Genomic DNA, 18,511 nt, shown 5'->3' on the forward strand with positions numbered 1-18,511 from the left:
ATTTTTTTGTGGGTTCCCTATTTCTGAAGTTTATAGCCTTTTATTTGATTAGAAAGGTCACTCCTAATTGGGGGTTATTGAACCGAATGTTAAACTGGCTGTTTTTAACATCTACAGAAGAACTCTGAGAGTCGGAAAACTGGCTTTGATAGCTGTAGCCTGCTTCACCAAGCGAGGCCTGCAACATAATATTTTCCGTTACTTTCCAGCTAAGCCCTGGCATCAGGTTAAATTCATATCCTCGAGTGTCGTAAGTAGAGAAAGTGCTTCTCTGGTTACCGAAGCTCATTCCCGCCAGAGCCCTCCAGTTAAAAAACACACGCTCTGCTATTCCATAAAATTTTTGGTAGTATATACCCGCACGGACGTTTTCCCAGGTGTCTTTGGTGTTCGAGTCATTGTTCTTCGCTGTGGACGTGTAGTATCCTCCTGACAGTCCAATCAACGCATCTGATTTAATGATCTTTGCGAAAGAAGGAACAACTCCTATCGAGGATACACTTGAAAAAGCGTCGTTGTTATAACCAATCGCACCGCCAATCACAAATTTGGTGTCTTCAAACTGAGCGGAAGCCGACCCAGCGAAGAGCAAAAGGAGAAAAGCTAGTTGAAATTTTTTCATTGGTATGTGTTTTTTTTGCTAAAAATGTAACAATAATTAAGCCAAATTATTGCCTGCAAACTCATCTTTAAGAGAATCAAGCTCCATAAGATGGGGTTTTGATTGACCGCCGACCAGGCCAGTATCTCTCCAAAGTATAAAGATTCAGGGAGGTTGTGAACTACAGGAGACTGGAAAGTAGCCTATTTAATCATCGCTACTATTAAATAATTACCTTCATTCTGTAAGATTTCCTAAGGCCTCGGTACTAGCTAGGTAATGATCCGGTTGAATGGGGTAAAGCGAACATCTGAGGACTAACTTATAACCACAATATCCCTGGTGGCCATAAAAAGCAAAAGATCCAACGCACAGGAATACTGATTGATCTTAAAAATGAACGAAAGCGAACAGCAACAGATTTTTAACACATGGCTCGGCCAGTACAAGGCACTCCTGTTTAAGGTTGTGCGGGCCTATGCGTTCACGGAGTTTGACCGGGATGACCTGTTTCAGGAGATCACCATCCAGGTGTGGCATTCTATTCCAAAGTTCAGACATGAGTCGGCGGTGAGCACCTGGCTGTATCGGGTGTCGCTGAACACCGCCATTCGTTGGTCGATGAAGGAAAAAAAGCACAGCGAAGGCCGGGAGTCGATAGAAGGACTGCCTCCGGCACATCCGTTGTTGCTACAGGAACAAGCGATGCACAACGACGAAAAGCTGGCGTGGCTCTTCGCCGAAATCGCTTTGCTGAGCGAAGTAGAGCGGTCTCTTACCTTGTTGCTGCTCGATGGTTTCAGCTACAAAGAAATGGCGGATATGGTGGGCTTAACCGAAACCAATATTGGAGTTAAGATTCACCGGATTAAAAAACATTTGACAACTCAATCTAAAAAATATGAGCACTATGGAGTTTGAGGATTTAAAAAAAATTTGGGACACTCAAAATAATGAACCTATGTACGCTATTAACGAAACAGCGCTGCACCAGCGCATCCATCAGCACAAAAACAAAACGGGCTGGCTGGCTCATGTTAACGAGATCGGCATGATGTTCATTGCTACCGTAACGGGAGGGTTTTTACTGATTGATGCAATACTTGATCAGGAAAAGGCCTATTCCTACGTGGGCGGACTGGCCTTTCTTGTCATTGGTGTTTTTGTGTTCTTCAGTCGCCGAAACAGAAAGAGGAATGAGAACCGTTTCGACCAGTCGATGCTTGGCGAGCTTGAAGAGGCGATCAAAAATGCGGGCTACCTGGTTACTTTTGCCAAAACTTTTGTGTGGTGGTTTCTGCTGCCTGCTGCCATCTTTTCATTTCCTAACCTGGCACTAAACAACGCTTCCTGGGAGAAATACCTGCTTGTACTGGGTGCTTTCTTGCTCTCATATCTGGTGGTAACCTGGGAGTTGCACAAAGTACATTTGCCAAGGAAGAAGAAGCTGGAAAGTTTGAAGGCTAAACTGCTGGAAGACAAAGGTTGATCACAGAGTGCAGTTTCGTCAAAAACACGCAACAGTTAGCAGCAAACTTTACCAGAAGCATTGGAAAAAGGCGATAGTTTCCTGTGGTATTGGTTTTAATTTTATCAGCAACTAGTTTTAGAGAAAATTAACGTCAAATGGGTAAGAAAAAGAAGCTTTCCAAATCGCTGGTTGAGGGTGTCGACAAAGCTTTCCTCTGGCTGGAGAGCAAAAAATTCATATGGAGGACACCGGCTTTCCAAAAGGACTTCCAAAAGGACTATCCCCTTCTCGCCACGCTTCAAGACAATTATCCTGACATCCAAAGAGAGTGTAAGGCATTGCTCAAAATCAAAGATTCGTTGATGGACGTTAGTGCAATGGCGGGTGATCATACAAAAGGTGGCATCCATGCGGTAAAATGGAAGACATTCATGTTCAAGTCTGGCTTCATGGTGAAAAACAGCCGTGCACTTTGCCCAGTCACCTACGATACCATTAAAAATATTCCACATGTTTCCTCTGCCTTCTTTTCAATTCTGGATCCTAATCAGTACATAAAGGCGCACAGAGGCTACTATCAGGGGATTATGAGGTATCACTTGGGTGTGATAATTCCTGAAAATAATGCAAACAGCAAGTGCTGGGTGAGGGTGCACGATCACATTGGAGACAACCTGAAGTATGACAAATCAACCATAGTAAAAGGAGAGAAATACTATTGGAAGAACGGCGACGGAATAATTTTCAATGACAACTATCTACACGACGCTGCCAACGAAAGCGACCAGGTAAGAGTGATATTGTGGCTTGATCTGAAAAGAAAAATGCCTCCTTTTTTTAATGCTATCAATTCATTCTTCCTATTCATTGCGCACATTTCACCTGTTCTGGGAAAAATAAAAAAAAGAGCAGAGGATTACTCTGCTTATCTTCTCAAGATCAGTAAAAACAAACCGGAGCTAGCTGACGCTACTACCTGATATGGAAAATGGCAAAAACGAGCTTACCTATGGTTTTAGCGAAAATATAGTGAATGCTGGTTCGGAAGGGCTTGAGATGGCAGTTAAAGGAGGTAAATAGCGGAAACTAGCAGGCTAGCCAATACCATTTGTGGCATCGCTGCTGATTGGCAGCGGGATATGTGGTTCCTTATTCGGAAAGCTCGGTCTCCAATTGCCTGATACGACCCCCAATTGCGAGCACAATAAAGAAGTGCTGAGATTGCCGGAGGAATCCGTTTTTCAACTCATCAGTTGTGGCATTCCTCAATTTAGCTCAGGGGTTTTGGACTCGTCATCTGTAAGCATCAGTATGTTTTGCATCTTTTGCTGTTGCCTTACGTACACGAAAGTTTCGAACGACATTATCCATGGCAAAAACACACCACTACCAATCCACCATTCGCTGGACAGGCAACAAAGGCACCGGCACTTCAGGCTACCGTGATTATGAACGGAGCCACACCGTCAGCATCGACGGAAAGCCCGACATCCTCACTTCCTCCGACCCATCATTTCGGGGCGACAAAAGCAGGCACAATCCAGAAGAGCTATTTCTGTCTTCTATATCTTCCTGCCACATGCTGTGGTTTTTACATCTCTGTGGTGATGCCGGAATAGTGGTTACAGCGTATGAAGACCATGCGGAAGGGACTATGGAGGAAAACCCCGACGGCAGCGGACAGTTCTCCGACGTGCTACTAAAACCTGCGGTAACAATAACAGATGCTACAAGAGCTGATGAGGCCCAAAGGCTTCATCACAAAGCCAACCAAATGTGCTTTATTGCGAGGTCGGTCAATTTTAAGGTAAGGCATGAGCCTGGTGTTAGCATCGCCTAACCCTACTCCATCACCTCCTGTAGCTTCACATACGTCCCAACCAGCTTCTCGTTAATGGGAAGCTGGCAAGCAAGGCGGCTGTTGGGCAGGGCATTGGGCAGGGTATCCAGCATGTCCAGTTCAACGTCTCTTTGCTCATCCAGTTGGCCGAAGCCTTCTTCCACCGACACGTGGCAACTGGCACACAACGCCATGCCGCCGCAGGTGCCCAGCACCGGGTACTCCGATGCCTTCAGCACTTCCATGAGGTTGAGGCCCATGTCGCCGGGCACTTCTACTTCCCGCACCTCACCTGCCCTGTCCTCTACTTTAAATTTGATTAATTCCATTTCACAAAGGAGTTATGCCGTTTACAGTAGTGTATTTGAAGCTCAGTTTTTGATCCGGGTAGATGTATTTGAAAGCACTCTGCGCCATCAGTGCAGCTTCATGAAAACCACACAAAATAAGCTTCAGCTTACCCGGATACGTATTGATATCGCCAATGGCATAAATGCCCGGTATGTTGGTGCTGTAGTCTTCCGTATTCACCACAATGGCACTTTTGTCGATACCCAGGTTCCAATCGGCAATGGGGCCCAGCTTGGGGCTGAGACCAAACAAAGGAATGAGGTAGTCGGCTTCATAAGTATTAACCGCACTGGCCTGGTTTGTGATATGCACGGCTTTCAGTGTTCCGTCTCCATCGAGGCTATGCAGATTGGAATTAAGAAGCAGCCTTATTTTGTTCTCCTGTGCCAGTTCAAACACCTTATCGGCTGAATCGAGCGCTCCTCTGAAAGTTTGGTTGCGATGGACCAGCGTCACTTCTTTTGCTACCTCAGAAAGAAAAATTGTCCAGTCCAACGCTGAATCTCCACCACCGGCAATCACGATTTTCTTGTCCCTGTACTTCTCGGGGTCTTTGACCATATAGTCTACCCCCTTGCCTTCGAATTTCTCAAGGTTCTCAATAACCGGCTTGCGGGGCTCAAAGCTTCCAAGTCCGGCAGCTATTACTACCGCACCAGCATGAACCTCCGTACCATCAGAGGTGGAGAGAATAAAACTGCCGTCTTCCTGTTTCGTCAGCCCGTCCACCCGCTCTCCCAACGTAAACGTTGGCTTGAAAGGCTCTATTTGCTTCATCAGGTTGTCCACCAGCTCCTGCGCATTCACCGTTGCAAAACCCGGAATATCATAAATGGGCTTCTTAGGATATATTTCAGAAAGCTGTCCTCCCACCTGCGGCAGGGCATCTATCAAATGGCACTTGAGCTTTAACAGCCCAGCCTCGAACACAGCAAAAAGTCCTACCGGACCCGCTCCAATGATGCAAATGTCAGTCTTAATCATATTATTTAGTGTGGTAATATTTAGTGCAACAAATATATATAACGAATTATCTACTTTCTGGTTTTGACAACCTTCCTGCTTTAAGTCAAATTCTCGTAAATCTTATTGAGTATCCTGTTGAATTCATCGAAGTCCTTTTCATTCAGCCCCTCCCAGGCCTTCAGCCGGATTGAGCGAACTTGCTTTCGACTACTAGTCACCTTCTCACGCCCTTCTTGGGTAAGCTTAAGTATCGACACCCTCCTGTCTGCCGGGCTTTCAGCTCTTTCCACCAACCCCTTAGTGCATAGAATGTCTACAATACGGGTAACGGTAGGCATATCCTTGTACATCAAAGCAGCCAACTCCCTTTGACTGAGTGCCTCATTTTCATCTGTCAGCTTCATTACCAACCACTGATCCACCGTCATGTCGAAGCCCATCTCTTTGAACTGCTGCTGGGCATACCATTTTACCTTGCGGGCAGTGCGGTCGAGCAGTAAAGAATATTGGTTGTAAGGCTCTTTCAAGTCAAATTAGTTAGTGCACCAACTAAAGTAAGGTAATCACAACGATCCTGCAATCTTTCCCTGATAAATATTAAAAGGCGGGTTACTCCGGTTTGTAAGGCGGAAGACATATAGGCGTGGTTAGGGCTCTGAAAAAAACTTTGCAGGCCTGCCATTCTGTTACATCGAAATATTTGCATCGCCATGATTTACACATTTAACGGGTCAGAGCTCAACGCTTACTTTGGGCTCAGCACCGACTATGCCAGAGAAAGAGATCAGCTAACGAAGGAGCAGGGACTCATCCACATACTTTGGAACCGAAGCAACCGGGCCTCCACGGTTTTTGTAGACAATACACCCATTGTATTGCAACCCAACCAACTAACAACAAGCACGTACTTGCAAAAAGTGGCTTTTGAGAAGGGCTCCTCTCCCATCGCTGCTTTTTCATTCAATCGGGAGTTTTACTGTATTAACACCCACGACCATGAAGTTTCGTGCAACGGCATCATCTTCTTTGGCACACAGAGCATTCCCATCATAACATTGAGGGACGATGAGATCGATAAATTTGAGATGCTTTATCGTGTATTTGTTGACGAGTTTTCTACCCGGGACAATATCCAGGGCGAAATGCTGCAAATGCTGCTTAAGCGGCTGATCATCAAAATCACAAGGCTGGCCAGGACGCAGCTTATCACCAAAGAGCTGGATAATAACCAGATTGAGATTGTCAGAAAGTTCAATGTGCTGGTGGAAACGCATTTTAAAACAAAAAAACAGGTAGCCGACTATGCTGATTTGCTTTTCAAATCACCAAAAACCCTTTCTAACCTATTTGCCAAATTCAACCAGAAGTCGCCCCTGAGCATTATCCACGAACGCATTGTGCTTGAAGCAAAAAGGCAGCTGCTTTACACCGACAAAACCACCAAGGAAATTGCCCACGAACTAGGCTTCGACGAGGTGTCCTCATTTCACAAACTTTTCAAAAAAATCACCTCAATGGCACCGCAGCGATTCAAACATGAGGCCAAAAACATCACTATTGGGAAAAATGAACAATTAGTAGGGAAAAGCTGACTCTCACTCTGGCAAGCGGGCAGCGTAAAATTGTACTGTAAACGGTATTCAAATTTTTAATCACAAAACAGTACAACAATGTCAACATTTAAAGTACCCACGAAAGACGAAGTGAGCGAAGGCAACAAAGCTATTTTTGAGAAATTGGAAGCAGGCCTTGGCTTCGTACCCAACCTTTACGCTTCATTTGCTCACAATGAAACTGCACTAGGCGACTACATGGCCCTGCAGAACCGGAAAAGCACCTTGAAAGCCAAAGAGCGGGAAGTAATCAATCTGGTGGTGAGTCAGGTGAACGAATGTCAGTATTGTTTGTCGGCCCACACCGTGCTCGGAAGAATGAATGGCTTCACTGACGAGCAAATCCTTGAGATCAGAACTGGCCAGGCCTCGTTCGACAGCAAGCTGGATGCCCTGGCCAAGTTTGTGAAAGACGCCACCATCAACCGTAGCAAGCCCGGTAGAGAGTCAGTCGAAGCCCTGTTTTCAGCCGGATATTCTTCGGCTAACCTGGTGGATATCATTATTGTAATTGGCGACAAAGTCATTTCCAATTTCATCCATGGGGCAACTCAGGTGCCTGTCGATTTTCCTCTGGCACCAGAATTGGCCGAGGTAGCTCTTTAATCCATCGCTCCGTAAACTAAAACAACAATGAAGAAGCCAGCGGCATTTTTATTAACTATCCTGGCCATGCTTACAGGGTTTGTAACCTTCGCTCAGGAGGCAAAAACCATTAAGCTTGACCAAACACCCGGCGAGTTCAAAACAACTGAACTCACTCTAAAACCGGGTAAGTATGTGTTTGACGTAACCAACAAAGGTGTGGATCACGCTGTTGGTTTTGTGATCACACCTAAAGGAGAAACAGATCAGGAGAATCACATCCAAAGTTCGTATCTGTCGAAAATAATTGAGAATGGCGAATCAGCTCAATCCGGCGAGGTGACGTTGGAAAAGGGAGAGTATGTCTACTTCTGCCCTCTTAACCCAACGCCTCATTACCGGTTGGTGGTTAAATGATGGAGATTCTAAGAAGGTGTGTTGAAAGGTCTTCCTGCTGGGAAGACCTTTTTTTTTGCAAACATCCAGCGTAGCCACTAACAAAAAAGAATAGGGAAGCCAGTATTCAAGTTGTTTGCAAACATGAACATGGCAATCACCTTTGTTCACTCAACTACTTCCTGTATATTTTCAACTGACTAACCCTACACACATCACCAATGAAGCGGTGGCTCTTCTTTTTTCTGATTTTTGCAGGCTCCCCATTTCTCCTTTCAGCGGAAAAAAATCCCTTCAATGGCTTCATTGAAAACAAGGGGCAATGGGACAACAGCGTAAAGTTCAGAAAAAAGGTTCCGCACGGATTTCTGCTACTTCAGGACGCTGGCTGGGTGTATTATTTAAGCAACACTTTTGACAGCGCACATGGCCATTTGGACGGTCAAAACAGCGGAGCACTTCAGGAGTCGGCCGCAACTGGCGTGTCGCAGGCCATTTCTACCACCTTTGTGGGTGCCAACAAAAACCCTGCAACCTCCGGCATGGAGGCGCAGAGCTATTACCATAATTTCTTTTTGGGGGCTGAGACTCATTGGGCCACCAGCGTGCCGGAATTCAACGAAGTGCAATACTGTGATCTCTACGAGGGCATTGACCTGAAAATGGTTTCTTACGGCGGGGCATTCAAATATGACCTGATTGTATCGGCGGGAGGCAACCCCGGTCAGATTGCGATGGAGTGGAAAGGCTGCGGAGAGGTGTACCTGCTGAATGACAACCTGATTGTGGAAACCGAGTTTGGGCAAATGATAGAGCTGAAGCCGTTTGCCTATCAGCTGATAAATGAAGATACTGTGGAGGTGCCTGCTCGTTTCAACGTAGATGGCCAGCAGGTCTCTTTTGAATTCCCTGACGGCTACGACGAGGACAAAACGCTGATCATTGACCCGTTGCTCATTTTTAGCACCTACTCAGGCTCATCAACCGACAACTGGGGAAACACCGCCACATTCGACAAGGATGGAAACACTTATGCAGGAGGCATTATTTTTGGCGCAAGCACGGGGGCATTCGTCCCGTCAGTTGGGGCGTTTCAGGAAGATGTCAAAGGTGCGTTTGATGTAGTATTGATGAAATTCGATTCCACGGGATCGGAATTACTTTTTGCAACATATCTGGGGGGCGAATATGCAGAAACGCCCATTAGCCTGATAGTTAATAGCAAAAATGAGCTGGTAATGATGGGCACGACTTCCTCGCCTGACTTCCCAACGACCTCAAATGCCTATCAAAAACTATTTGGGGGAGGAAAGCTGATTGAACCGTTGGGGTATGAAGAATTACTTTATTCAAAAGGTGTAGACATTTTTGTGAGTATTCTGAATGATGATGGAACACAACTGATTGCCTCCTCATTTCTGGGGGGAAGTGAAAACGATGGAATAATTGCAGTCAGAGGTGCCTTGACACTCAACTACGGCGCCCAGTTCAGAGGAGAGGTAAATCTCGACGAGAACGACAATATTTATATAGCATCAAATTCTTCTTCACCCGACTTTCCGATGACCAATCAAATAATGTCTCACAGTGGGTATGAGGACGGGCTATTGATTAAAATGGATGCGCAACTGTCGGCAATGAAGTGGGGCACCTTCATTGGCGGGGACACCACCGACGTGCTGTTCAGTGTAAAGCCAGATGGAAAGGGGGGTGTCTTTGTAGCTGGAGGTACAATGAGTCAGGCACTTCCCTTTGAGGTAAATGGATGGAAAAGAGCAAACTCGGGCGGCGCTGAGGGCATTCTTCTTCACTTTAACGAAAGCATCAGCAGTTTTGACGCTGCCACTTTTCTTGGAACTGACAAATCGGATCAGGCTTATTTTGTGGAACTTGACGGCAATGGCGACGTTTACGTGCTGGGACAAACGAAGGGCAACTATTATATCAAAGGTGACCGGTACATCAACCCGGGAAGCGGCCAATTTTTGCAGAAGTTTAATCCTGACCTGCGCACCACCCAGTGGTCGACCGTTTTTGGTTCCGGCACCCTGCCTAGTAATATTTCCCCCACCGCATTTTTGGTTAGTGATTGTAACAATATCTATATCAGCGGCTGGGGTGGTAGCTCCATCAATCAAAGCAGTAGCTACAATCAGGGAAATACTTTCGGCATGCCACTCACACCAGATGCATTTCAATCTACCACAGACGGGGGCGATTTTTACCTGATTGTTTTCGAGCCGGATGCAGCCGATGTTTTGTATGCCACCTACTTTGGTGGAAACCCCGGCAGAGATCACGTAGACGGAGGTACCAGCCGCTTCGATAAACGTGGAGTGGTTCATCATGCGGTTTGTGCCAGTTGCAAATTGCCAAATAGCGCCGCACATGGCATCTTCCCAACTACAGAAGGCGCCTGGTCGGAAACCAACAACAGCGACAACTGCAACCTTGGCGTTTTCAAATTTGACCTCTCCACTCTTTCGGCAAGCTTTGTTACCAACACACCCGACCTGCAAAACCCGGACATCAAAGAAGGGTGTGCTCCTTTTGAGTTTCTGTTCACTAACGAAAGTGTGGGAGGCGAAACTTATTTCTGGGATTTGGGAGACGGTGCCACATCAACCAATAGCGACACCGTGCGGCACACCTATCAGTCCGCAGGTGAGTACACGATCACCCTTACTGTTACCAACCCAAATACCTGCAAAAACCTTGATGTGACAACCAGGCAGCTGGTGCTCACGCAGGGAACGTACACATTGAGTCCCTCAGCAACTATTTGCTATGGCGAATCGATTCAACTGGAAGCCACCGGAGGTACTTCCTATTATTGGACGCCAGGCACGAGGGGGTTGAGCTCCACCGACATTGGCAGCCCGACGGCCAGTCCCAATGCCACTACCACCTATTTTGTGGAGATTTACAACGACCAAAACAAATGCACTTTCATTGACTCTCTTACCGTCAATGTGCTTGAAGAAATCACTATCAGTTCAGAAATAGAGGCCATCTACAATTGCTCCGGCGTATCGGAATACAACTTTACAGGAAACGTACAGGGCACAGACTTAGCCTACTGGGATTTTGGCGACGGGACACAATCTTCAGTGTTGGTTGGCACCCATCAGTATGCAACGGAAGGAACCTTCGCCACACGACTTATTGCTCCCAACGAGCTTTGCGTGGAGGAAGTGGCTGACGTTGTCAAAGTAGGTGAGCTCATGGTTCCCAACGCCTTCTCTCCCAATGGAGATGGTGTGAACGACAGGTTTGAAATTCAGTACATACAACCGATGCCGGTTACCATAGTAGACCGGACGGGTAAGGTGGTTTACCAAAACAATGAATACACCAACCAGTGGGATGGCGATAACCTGCCAACGGGCATCTACTACTATGATGTGGTGCTACCCGATTTCACCACCTGCAACGGATGGGTACATTTGCTGAGGTAAGGGTTTTAGAACCTTTCCTCGTAAACAGTTTCACTCGAATTGGCCAACTTCACATTGGCCACCTGCCCGGCTCCCTCAAAAGCAAATCGTATACCTATAATATCTCCTATTGAGCCAGACTGATTCTCGGTAAGCAAGGATGTTCCGTTGAGCAAAACTTCAAATTTATCTCCCGTTCTTGATACGTTTAATGTTTGCCATTGCGAAAAATCGCAACCAAATGCACTCAAGTCTTCTGTCTTCCCGTCGATCCACCTGTTCCCGGTTAGCAGCCCCAGATTGGACACACAGCCCTTGTCGGACAAAGGAATAATCACAGCGCTTTCGGTGGCCAGCAAATAAACGATCACATTGCGGCAAACAGACTCTTCGACAGTGGAAGTATTTCTCAAACTTGCTTCAAAGACGAAGTCTGTCCCGTTAACCCCTTCAAATTCTCTTACGTTGTGAAACGTAGCCCATGTCTCATTAAAAACGGCAGCACCTGATTTTTCCCTGAAAACCTTTGATGAAATACCCATCCATCCTTTCCCTTTTATTTCGTCAGGGTGCAGATACACCGGTACCGGCGACTTATCGACCATGGCCTTCCAGCCAAGTGATTTGATGAATACATTGTCCATCGCTTTCACTTCACCGTCGACAATAAGCCGGGCACCAAAATAGCCCGGGTAGTAGTAGATAGAGGTGTGGTAATTGCCTTTTTCATCTACTTTCTCTCTCCGTTCCGGATCCCAGTTCTGCTGGATGTAAACATCCTCCGACTCGTACTGAGCGACGTCATAGTGGAAAATGACGGAGTTGGGCAGGTCGTCGGAAGTTTTCTTGCTTTCGAACAAGGGCTTGGGAAGCTCCTTCTTCTCCGGTGTTTCAGGCTTCTTTTCTTCCTTGCCCATCATCAAAAATGAGGCGATAACCAATGCAATCACACCTACCGGCGCAATCAGCAGCAAGCCATTTTTCTTTTTGTTTTTTTTCGGGCCAATAATTCTATCGGAGTTAATGGAAGCCTGATTGACAGTAGCACCCGTTGGTGTCACCGGAATACCTCCTTTTTGGCGAAACTGCCTCCAATTGTCATATCCAACAAACTGAGCCAAAGCATTTAGCGTGGCCACGTTAGGCGAACTTTCATATTTAACCTTGCCCCAAATACGCTTTAGCGTAGTCACGCTCAGTCTCACCTGTGTTTTCTCGAATATTTTTTCGCTGAGAATTTCAAAGTCTTCACTAGTCCACAAACTGGCATTTCCCCAGCCAAGCTGTGACTCAATTAATTTTCTGCAGTGAGCTATCAAATATTCCATTCTCGTTGAAGATACAATTTTATACGAAAAAGTCGGCTAAGGGTACGGAGTGCTTGTGTGAATGATCTTGAACAAACTTGAACTGCGGTTGGACTTGACCTCATCCGACTGTTAACGACCTTGTTGGCATTGTCAAACAAAACTCAAAACAAATGAAAAGATTGAATCCATTGACATTGCTATGTATCGCTTTGTTTTTTAGCCAATTAGCCGTGGGGCAATCCTACGATCTTCAACAATTGCTAAAGAGTGATGGTCTTACGGTCATCGACCGCAAAGTGACACCACTCAATGACGGCGGAAAAAAGGCGGTTTCCTTTTCCGACAAAAGCGATGCAGGTGGCTATGCCCTGATCAAGGGGTTGGAATTCAGCGAAGGGACGATTGAAGTTGACATCAAAGGAAAAGACGTTCAGGGCAAGAACTTTGTTGGCGTTGCTTTTCACGCTGTACCTGAAGACGGCAAGGAGACTGCCGCCGATATCGTTTATTTCCGTCCTTTCAATTTTAAATCAGGCGAACAAATTCGTCGCAGCCACTCGGTACAGTATGTAAGCCCACCCCAGTGGGACTGGAGCGAGCTGAGGGAGAAGTATACCGGAAAATACGAAAATGAAATCCCCTCTCCACCTGATCCGAACGGCTGGTTTCATGCCCGCATAGAAGTAAAAGGCAAAGAAATCACTGTCTACGTCGACGACGCAAAAGAGCCTTGTTTAAAAGTGACCAAACTCAACGACAGAACCACGGGCAGCGTGGGCATATGGGTGGGTTACGCCACCAATGGTGACTTTGCAAATCTGACAGTCAAAAAGGCAAAATAAACCGGAAAGGCGTTACCCTGGAAAAATAACTGTTCGAAATATTTTAATCCTGGCTATTGACACAGTCAGGGTTACTTCTATATATTTACGTAAGCACTTACGTAATTTAAATCATTTATGGATTTTTATCAAATAGCTGGCAAAATGGCCGTAGGCAGCAGACTACGAAAACTCAGTGACACACTCACTGAAAACGCCGCCAAGGTATACGATGTTTATCAGGTTGATCTGGAGCCCAGGTGGTTCCCGGTATTCTACACCCTGGCGAAAACCGAGGGCCTTGGCGTAATGGAAATTGCACAGAGTATAGGGCAAAGTCATGCCTCAGTCAGCCAGATAATCAAGAAGATGAAAAAGAAAGGGCTGATTGCCGAGGTCAAAGACGAAGCCGATGGCCGGAGAAGTGTGGTAGAGCTTTCAGCAAAAGGCAAAGAAGTGAGTGCAAAGCTGGAACAGCAAATGGTAGACGTCAAGAGCGCATCGGAAGAGTTGCTATCGGAAATGCAATACGATATGTGGAAATCCATCGAGGAAATGGAATTCCTGCTGGAACAGAGAAGCCTTTTCGACAGAGTAATGGCTAAAAGGAAAGAAAGAGAGGTGCAAAAAGTGAAAATCTTCGACTACGATGCTCAATATCAAAACGACTTTAAGCAGTTGAATATCGAATGGATCGAGGCTTACTTCAAGGTCGAGAAAACGGATCTCCTTTATCTGGACAACCCCAAATCATACATCATCGACAAGGGTGGGCATATTTTTTTCGCTGAATACGACGGAGAAATCGTCGGGACGTGTGCCCTGGCAAAGATGGACAATGAAACTTTTGAACTGGCAAAGATGGGAGTAAGCCCCAAGGCCCAGGGTAAAAAGATAGGCTGGCTGCTCGGTCAGGCCTGTATCGATAAAGCCAAAGCCTTAGGCGCAAAGCGTATATTTCTTGAGAGCAATACCCGGCTGGTGCCAGCTATCAATCTTTATCATAAATTGGGTTTCCAAAAGGTGACCGGACCTCCGTCGCCTTATGAGAGAGCCAACATACAAATGGAATTGATTTTATGAGCAGCATTGTCTTTACCACGCCGACCTCTGACGATGATCTACAGCAGATTCTTGATGTCCAGGAGAGAAATCAGCCCCATAATATAACACCGGAGCAGCTGGCCAAAGAAGGCTTTGTAACAGTGCGGCACAACCTGGATTTGCTTCGTTCAATGAATGAATCTGCGCCTCAGGTCATCGCCAAAGATGGTGGTAAAGTGGTGGGCTACGCCCTGGTCATGCTCCAGTCATTTCAGGGTCTGATACCCGTATTAAAACCGATGTTTGTAACGCTTGAATCGCTCAGTTACCGGAACAGGCCTATGCAGTCATACAACTATTACGTGATAGGCCAGGTGTGTGTAGCTGAAGGATACCGTGGAAAGGGTGTTTTTGATGGAATGTACCAACAGCACAAAGCGTTGTATGCCAATCAATTCGACATGTGCATCACGGAGATTGCCTCTAGAAACCCCCGGTCTCTCAGAGCTCACCAGCGGGTTGGGTTCCAAACCATACACACCTTTACCGATGCTACTGACACCTGGGATATCGTTGCCTGGGACTGGAGATAAGACAGATTAAAGAGATAAAGTAATCTATTTGAGATTATCTTATATTGGCTGTTGATAACATCCAACTACCTATGAGACTTTATACACTTGTTTTCTTTTTTACACTGCTCTTATTTGCCTCCTGCGAAAAAGAGGCAACGAAAACATCCAAAAAGCTACGTTTCAACACGCCCGCCAAAGTATTCGAAGAAGCCATGCCCATCGGCAACGGTCGCCTTGGTGCAATGATGTACGGCGGTGTTGCCAAAGAAAAGTTCTCATTGAATGAAGAAACACTTTGGTCAGGTGGGCCTGTCGATGCCAACATGAACCCGGGGGCATACAAGCATCTCCCAGCGGTAAGAGCAGCCCTTTTCAACGAAAACTACCAGCTGGCTGATAGCCTCGTCCGCAATATGCAGGGCTCCTTCTCACAGGCTTATGAACCCATGGGCTTTCTTACCATTAATTTCGACCATGCTGGCGACCCAACTAAGTATAACAGGTCGCTTGACTTAAGCCGGGGCATCGCAACTGTTGACTATGAAATAAATGGCACAGCTTTTCATAGAGAAAGCTTTGTGTCATTCCCTGATCAGGTAATGCTGGTGAGGCTTTCTGCTGAAGGAAATGACAAGCTAAATTTTGAATTGGGCCTCAATAGTAAACTTCCGTTTTCCACTGTAGCAGAGGGAGCACAGGTGACCATGAAAGGCTTCTCTCCCATCAAGTCGGAGCCAAGCTATCGGGGCGATATGCCCGATGCGGTGAGGTATGATAGCTTGAAGAGCATGCGTTTCTGCACCATTGCCAAGGTGCTGTCGACCGACGGAACCTCCACTACCACCGACGATCAAGTAAAAGTGTCGGGGGCCTCGTATGCCATCATTGCACTTTCCGGTGGCACCAGCTTCAATGGATTCGACAAGCAACCTGGCACACAGGGAAAAGACGAGATTGCCGCCGCCATACAGTATCTCACCAAAGCTGAAGGCTCCGATTACGACATTTTATTGACAAGGCACAAAGAAGACTTTGGTAAACTATTCGATAGGGTGTCCATTGACCTTGGGCACTCGGCGGCCGATACGTTACCCACACCTGAACGCCTCAAGCGCTTTACGGCAGGTGAAGCAGACCCTGACCTTGCGGCTCTTTACTTCCAATACGGACGCTATCTGCTCATCAGCAGCTCAAGACCCGGCGGCATCCCCGCCAACCTACAGGGTATCTGGAACGAGCATGTGCGTCCGCCCTGGAGCAGCAATTACACCACCAACATCAATGTGGAAATGAACTACTGGCCGGTGGAGGTGGCTAACCTGTCGGAACTGCATGAGCCGCTTCTACAATTCGTCGGAAAGCTGGCGCAAACTGGCAAAGTCACTGCCAAAAACTTCTACGATGCAGACGGATGGGCGCTTCATCACAACTCAGATATTTGGGCAATGACCAACCCCGTAGGTGATTTTGGGAATGGTTATCCCGGCTGGGCCAACTGGAGCATGGGTGGCCCATGGATCAGCACCCACCTTTGGGAGCACTTCGCCTTTTCCAGAGACACAGTCTTTCTTGAAAACCACGCCTATGACTTGATGAAAGGAGCCGCTCAGTTCTGCCTCGATTACCTGGTAGAAGGGCCCGATGGTTACCTGGTCTCCGCCCCGTCCACCTCGCCCGAAAACGACTACATCACCGACAAAGGATACGTAGGCGCCACCTTCTATGGCGGAACGGCAGACCATGCCATGATCCGGGAGTTGTTTATCGACCTTATTGAGGCAACGAAGGTACTTAACAGGGATGAAGATTTGAGGAAGGAGCTGGAAAGCACATTGGACAAGCTGTACCCCTATCAGGTGGGCCAGAAAGGAAACCTACAGGAGTGGTACCACGACTGGGAGGACAAAGACCCTCACCACAGGCATATTTCCCATTTGTTCAGCATTTACCCTGGGCACTCTATCACCACAAACAGCACACCGGATTTGATGAAGGCGGCCCGTCGTTCACTTGAACTGCGCACCAACAATGGCACCGGCTGGTCTATTTCATGGAAAATCTCTTTGTGGGCCCGGTTGCTGGATGGAGATATGGCGCTGGATGCCATCAAAAAGCTTTTCAATTACATCGGTACAGAGGAAGGCGTGCAATACCAGGGCGGCGGCACCTACCCTAACCTGATGGACGCCCACCCACCTTTTCAGATTGACGGAAACTTCGGAGGCACAGCCGGCATTGCCGAAATGCTACTGCAAAGCCATGAAGGAGTCATCCATTTACTACCAGCGTTGCCTTCTGAGTGGAAATCCGGAAAAATCACCGGGTTGCGTGCACGTGGTGCCGTAACCGTCGATATAGAGTGGAAAGACGGGAAGCTGGTATCGGCAGTCATCAGTCCTGACTATGACGGGGAATACACGATCAGATTCGGAGATAAAATGCAGACTATAGCGGCGAAAAAAGGAAGTAGGCAATCGATAAAATTCTAACAATATGGCGTACGATGAGCACCTCGCTGAGCGAATTGGCCAAAGCCTGAAATCACTCAAGGTTTCGTTTGAAGCCAAAAAGATGATGGGAGGGCTTTGCTACCTCGTCGATGGGAAAATGACCGTGGGTATTGTGAAAAATCAATTGATGGCCCGCATTGACCCTGATATCTACGAGAAAGCACTACAACGAAAAGGAGCCAAGGAGATGGACTTCACTGGCCGACCAATGAAAGGTTATGTGTTCGTGTCACCTGAAGGCATGGATTTGGACGATGACCTGGACTATTGGGTCAGGTTGGCAGTTGAATTTAACCCCAAGGCCAAGGCAAGTAAAAAGAAGGGTGCTTAAAAAATCTCTTTCACCCTCAAATTAAAACCAACAAGCACGTTAGACTGAATTTCGTCCTCCCCAATAAACCGATTTCGAAGTTCGAATTTTCCATTATCACCCAGCACAAAAATTTCGACAATCTCCTCACCTGGATACACTATCCAATATTCCCTAACACCGCTTTCTTCGTACAGGCTGTATTTGTTTTTCAGATCCTTCGCTGCTGTAAAGGGAGAAAGTATTTCCACGACCAGGTCAGGAGCACCTATGCATCCTTTGTCGTCTAATTTGTTCTGGTCACAAATCACCACGATATCCGGTTGAACGACATTGAATATTTCTTTGTCTTCGCTACCTTTCTTGGCTGGGAGTCGGACATCAAAAGGTGCCATGTAAACCTCACATCTCTGACCCTGAAGGAAGTTGTAAACTCTGGCACCTAGGTCAATACTTACCTTTTGATGCTTGCGGTTAGGGCCAGGCGACATATGAAAAATCTTACCTTTGATCAGTTCCACACGGTCTTCAAAAGTCCACCGTAAGTAATCGGCATAGGAATAGACTGCTCCCGAATCAAGAAGCGTAATGTCGTCGATATTTTCCTCTGGTATGTTATATTTTACTGGCATTATATAAATATAAAGACTTAACGCCTCTTTCTAAACAAAAACCCCAACC

At 46.7% G+C, this 18,511-nt stretch carries 19 protein-coding genes; 13 read left to right on the plus strand and 6 right to left on the minus strand.

Annotated elements, in window-relative coordinates; all coding sequences use genetic code 11:
• Nucleotides 1-40: 40 nt before the first annotated feature.
• Nucleotides 41-622, minus strand: a complete 582-nt coding sequence (locus tag RIF36_RS20860; protein WP_350122524.1) for a hypothetical protein — start codon at nucleotides 620-622, stop codon at nucleotides 41-43.
• Nucleotides 623-997: 375 nt separating this feature from the next.
• Here RIF36_RS20860 and RIF36_RS20865 point away from each other — a divergent pair, with 375 nt between their 5' ends.
• The 4 genes from RIF36_RS20865 (at nucleotide 998) to RIF36_RS20880 (ending at nucleotide 3,912) form a co-directional block, all read left to right on the plus strand.
• Nucleotides 998-1,522, plus strand: a complete 525-nt coding sequence (locus RIF36_RS20865; protein ID WP_350122526.1) for an RNA polymerase sigma factor — start codon at nucleotides 998-1,000, stop codon at nucleotides 1,520-1,522.
• A 40-nt stretch (nucleotides 1,523-1,562) separates the two neighbouring features.
• The gene (locus RIF36_RS20870; RefSeq protein WP_350122528.1) at nucleotides 1,563-2,090 is read left to right on the plus strand and encodes a hypothetical protein; all 528 of its coding nucleotides are present in this window, start codon (nucleotides 1,563-1,565) and stop codon (nucleotides 2,088-2,090) included.
• A 137-nt stretch (nucleotides 2,091-2,227) separates the two neighbouring features.
• Complete coding sequence (locus RIF36_RS20875) at nucleotides 2,228-3,052, plus strand: aspartyl/asparaginyl beta-hydroxylase domain-containing protein (protein WP_350122530.1); 825 nt, start codon at nucleotides 2,228-2,230, stop codon at nucleotides 3,050-3,052.
• A 389-nt stretch (nucleotides 3,053-3,441) separates the two neighbouring features.
• Nucleotides 3,442-3,912: an OsmC family protein gene (locus RIF36_RS20880; protein WP_350122532.1), complete on the plus strand. Its 471-nt coding sequence runs from the start codon at nucleotides 3,442-3,444 to the stop codon at nucleotides 3,910-3,912.
• A 2-nt stretch (nucleotides 3,913-3,914) separates the two neighbouring features.
• Here the strand turns inward: RIF36_RS20880 and RIF36_RS20885 are convergent, their stop codons facing one another.
• The 3 genes from RIF36_RS20885 to RIF36_RS20895 form a co-directional block, all read right to left on the minus strand.
• Nucleotides 3,915-4,241 carry a 2Fe-2S iron-sulfur cluster-binding protein gene (locus RIF36_RS20885; protein ID WP_350122534.1) on the minus strand — a complete coding sequence of 109 codons (327 nt, stop codon included), beginning with the start codon at nucleotides 4,239-4,241 and terminating at the stop codon, nucleotides 3,915-3,917.
• Between the two features lies 1 nt (nucleotide 4,242).
• A complete protein-coding gene (locus tag RIF36_RS20890; RefSeq protein WP_350122536.1) occupies nucleotides 4,243-5,247 on the minus strand; it encodes an NAD(P)/FAD-dependent oxidoreductase in 1,005 nt (334 codons plus the stop codon).
• 80 nt (nucleotides 5,248-5,327) lie between these two features.
• On the minus strand, nucleotides 5,328-5,756 hold the full coding sequence (locus tag RIF36_RS20895) for a MarR family winged helix-turn-helix transcriptional regulator (protein WP_350077625.1): 429 nt from the start codon (nucleotides 5,754-5,756) through the stop codon (nucleotides 5,328-5,330).
• A 183-nt stretch (nucleotides 5,757-5,939) separates the two neighbouring features.
• Between RIF36_RS20895 and RIF36_RS20900 the strand changes: the two genes are divergently transcribed.
• The 4 genes from RIF36_RS20900 (at nucleotide 5,940) to RIF36_RS20915 (ending at nucleotide 11,281) form a co-directional block, all read left to right on the plus strand.
• On the plus strand, nucleotides 5,940-6,821 hold the full coding sequence (locus tag RIF36_RS20900; protein WP_350122538.1) for a helix-turn-helix domain-containing protein: 882 nt from the start codon (nucleotides 5,940-5,942) through the stop codon (nucleotides 6,819-6,821).
• Nucleotides 6,822-6,899: 78 nt separating this feature from the next.
• Entirely contained in the window at nucleotides 6,900-7,448 is a 549-nt protein-coding gene (locus RIF36_RS20905; protein ID WP_350122540.1) for a carboxymuconolactone decarboxylase family protein, read from the plus strand.
• Nucleotides 7,449-7,475: 27 nt separating this feature from the next.
• Entirely contained in the window at nucleotides 7,476-7,844 is a 369-nt protein-coding gene (locus RIF36_RS20910; protein ID WP_350122542.1) for a plastocyanin/azurin family copper-binding protein, read from the plus strand.
• A gap of 200 nt (nucleotides 7,845-8,044) precedes the next feature.
• Nucleotides 8,045-11,281: a DUF7948 domain-containing protein gene (locus tag RIF36_RS20915; RefSeq protein ID WP_350122544.1), complete on the plus strand. Its 3,237-nt coding sequence runs from the start codon at nucleotides 8,045-8,047 to the stop codon at nucleotides 11,279-11,281.
• 5 nt (nucleotides 11,282-11,286) lie between these two features.
• Here the strand turns inward: RIF36_RS20915 and RIF36_RS20920 are convergent, their stop codons facing one another.
• Nucleotides 11,287-12,588 carry a hypothetical protein gene (locus tag RIF36_RS20920; RefSeq protein ID WP_350122546.1) on the minus strand — a complete coding sequence of 434 codons (1,302 nt, stop codon included), beginning with the start codon at nucleotides 12,586-12,588 and terminating at the stop codon, nucleotides 11,287-11,289.
• A gap of 152 nt (nucleotides 12,589-12,740) precedes the next feature.
• Here RIF36_RS20920 and RIF36_RS20925 point away from each other — a divergent pair, with 152 nt between their 5' ends.
• From RIF36_RS20925 to RIF36_RS20945, 5 genes are all read left to right on the plus strand, one after another.
• A complete protein-coding gene (locus RIF36_RS20925) occupies nucleotides 12,741-13,412 on the plus strand; it encodes a hypothetical protein (RefSeq protein WP_350122548.1) in 672 nt (223 codons plus the stop codon).
• Between the two features lie 117 nt (nucleotides 13,413-13,529).
• Entirely contained in the window at nucleotides 13,530-14,474 is a 945-nt protein-coding gene (locus tag RIF36_RS20930) for a bifunctional helix-turn-helix transcriptional regulator/GNAT family N-acetyltransferase (RefSeq protein WP_350122550.1), read from the plus strand.
• Nucleotides 14,471-15,028, plus strand: a complete 558-nt coding sequence (locus RIF36_RS20935; RefSeq protein ID WP_350097978.1) for a GNAT family N-acetyltransferase — start codon at nucleotides 14,471-14,473, stop codon at nucleotides 15,026-15,028. Before RIF36_RS20930 ends, RIF36_RS20935 begins: the two co-directional genes overlap by 4 nt.
• Before the next feature lie 71 nt (nucleotides 15,029-15,099).
• Nucleotides 15,100-17,499: a glycoside hydrolase family 95 protein gene (locus tag RIF36_RS20940; RefSeq protein ID WP_350122552.1), complete on the plus strand. Its 2,400-nt coding sequence runs from the start codon at nucleotides 15,100-15,102 to the stop codon at nucleotides 17,497-17,499.
• A 4-nt stretch (nucleotides 17,500-17,503) separates the two neighbouring features.
• Nucleotides 17,504-17,851 carry a TfoX/Sxy family protein gene (locus tag RIF36_RS20945; protein WP_350097974.1) on the plus strand — a complete coding sequence of 116 codons (348 nt, stop codon included), beginning with the start codon at nucleotides 17,504-17,506 and terminating at the stop codon, nucleotides 17,849-17,851.
• Here the strand turns inward: RIF36_RS20945 and RIF36_RS20950 are convergent.
• Complete coding sequence (locus RIF36_RS20950) at nucleotides 17,848-18,462, minus strand: Uma2 family endonuclease (RefSeq protein WP_350122554.1); 615 nt, start codon at nucleotides 18,460-18,462, stop codon at nucleotides 17,848-17,850. The two genes, RIF36_RS20945 and RIF36_RS20950, sit on opposite strands and share 4 nt — an antisense overlap.
• Nucleotides 18,463-18,511 lie beyond the last annotated feature (49 nt).

Source organism: Imperialibacter sp. (genome assembly GCF_040222815.1).
GTDB lineage: Bacteria > Bacteroidota > Bacteroidia > Cytophagales > Cyclobacteriaceae > Imperialibacter.

Coding starts and splice junctions, on each gene's coding strand:
- RIF36_RS20860 (WP_350122524.1), bottom strand. CDS start 622: ATGAAAAAATTTCAACTAGCTTTTCTCCTTTTGCTCTTCGCTGGGTCG.
- RIF36_RS20865 (WP_350122526.1), top strand. CDS start 998: ATGAACGAAAGCGAACAGCAACAGATTTTTAACACATGGCTCGGCCAG.
- RIF36_RS20870 (WP_350122528.1), top strand. CDS start 1,563: ATGTACGCTATTAACGAAACAGCGCTGCACCAGCGCATCCATCAGCAC.
- RIF36_RS20875 (WP_350122530.1), top strand. CDS start 2,228: ATGGGTAAGAAAAAGAAGCTTTCCAAATCGCTGGTTGAGGGTGTCGAC.
- RIF36_RS20880 (WP_350122532.1), top strand. CDS start 3,442: ATGGCAAAAACACACCACTACCAATCCACCATTCGCTGGACAGGCAAC.
- RIF36_RS20885 (WP_350122534.1), bottom strand. CDS start 4,241: ATGGAATTAATCAAATTTAAAGTAGAGGACAGGGCAGGTGAGGTGCGG.
- RIF36_RS20890 (WP_350122536.1), bottom strand. CDS start 5,247: ATGATTAAGACTGACATTTGCATCATTGGAGCGGGTCCGGTAGGACTT.
- RIF36_RS20900 (WP_350122538.1), top strand. CDS start 5,940: ATGATTTACACATTTAACGGGTCAGAGCTCAACGCTTACTTTGGGCTC.
- RIF36_RS20905 (WP_350122540.1), top strand. CDS start 6,900: ATGTCAACATTTAAAGTACCCACGAAAGACGAAGTGAGCGAAGGCAAC.
- RIF36_RS20910 (WP_350122542.1), top strand. CDS start 7,476: ATGAAGAAGCCAGCGGCATTTTTATTAACTATCCTGGCCATGCTTACA.
- RIF36_RS20915 (WP_350122544.1), top strand. CDS start 8,045: ATGAAGCGGTGGCTCTTCTTTTTTCTGATTTTTGCAGGCTCCCCATTT.
- RIF36_RS20920 (WP_350122546.1), bottom strand. CDS start 12,588: ATGGAATATTTGATAGCTCACTGCAGAAAATTAATTGAGTCACAGCTT.
- RIF36_RS20925 (WP_350122548.1), top strand. CDS start 12,741: ATGAAAAGATTGAATCCATTGACATTGCTATGTATCGCTTTGTTTTTT.
- RIF36_RS20930 (WP_350122550.1), top strand. CDS start 13,530: ATGGATTTTTATCAAATAGCTGGCAAAATGGCCGTAGGCAGCAGACTA.
- RIF36_RS20935 (WP_350097978.1), top strand. CDS start 14,471: ATGAGCAGCATTGTCTTTACCACGCCGACCTCTGACGATGATCTACAG.
- RIF36_RS20940 (WP_350122552.1), top strand. CDS start 15,100: ATGAGACTTTATACACTTGTTTTCTTTTTTACACTGCTCTTATTTGCC.
- RIF36_RS20945 (WP_350097974.1), top strand. CDS start 17,504: ATGGCGTACGATGAGCACCTCGCTGAGCGAATTGGCCAAAGCCTGAAA.
- RIF36_RS20950 (WP_350122554.1), bottom strand. CDS start 18,462: ATGCCAGTAAAATATAACATACCAGAGGAAAATATCGACGACATTACG.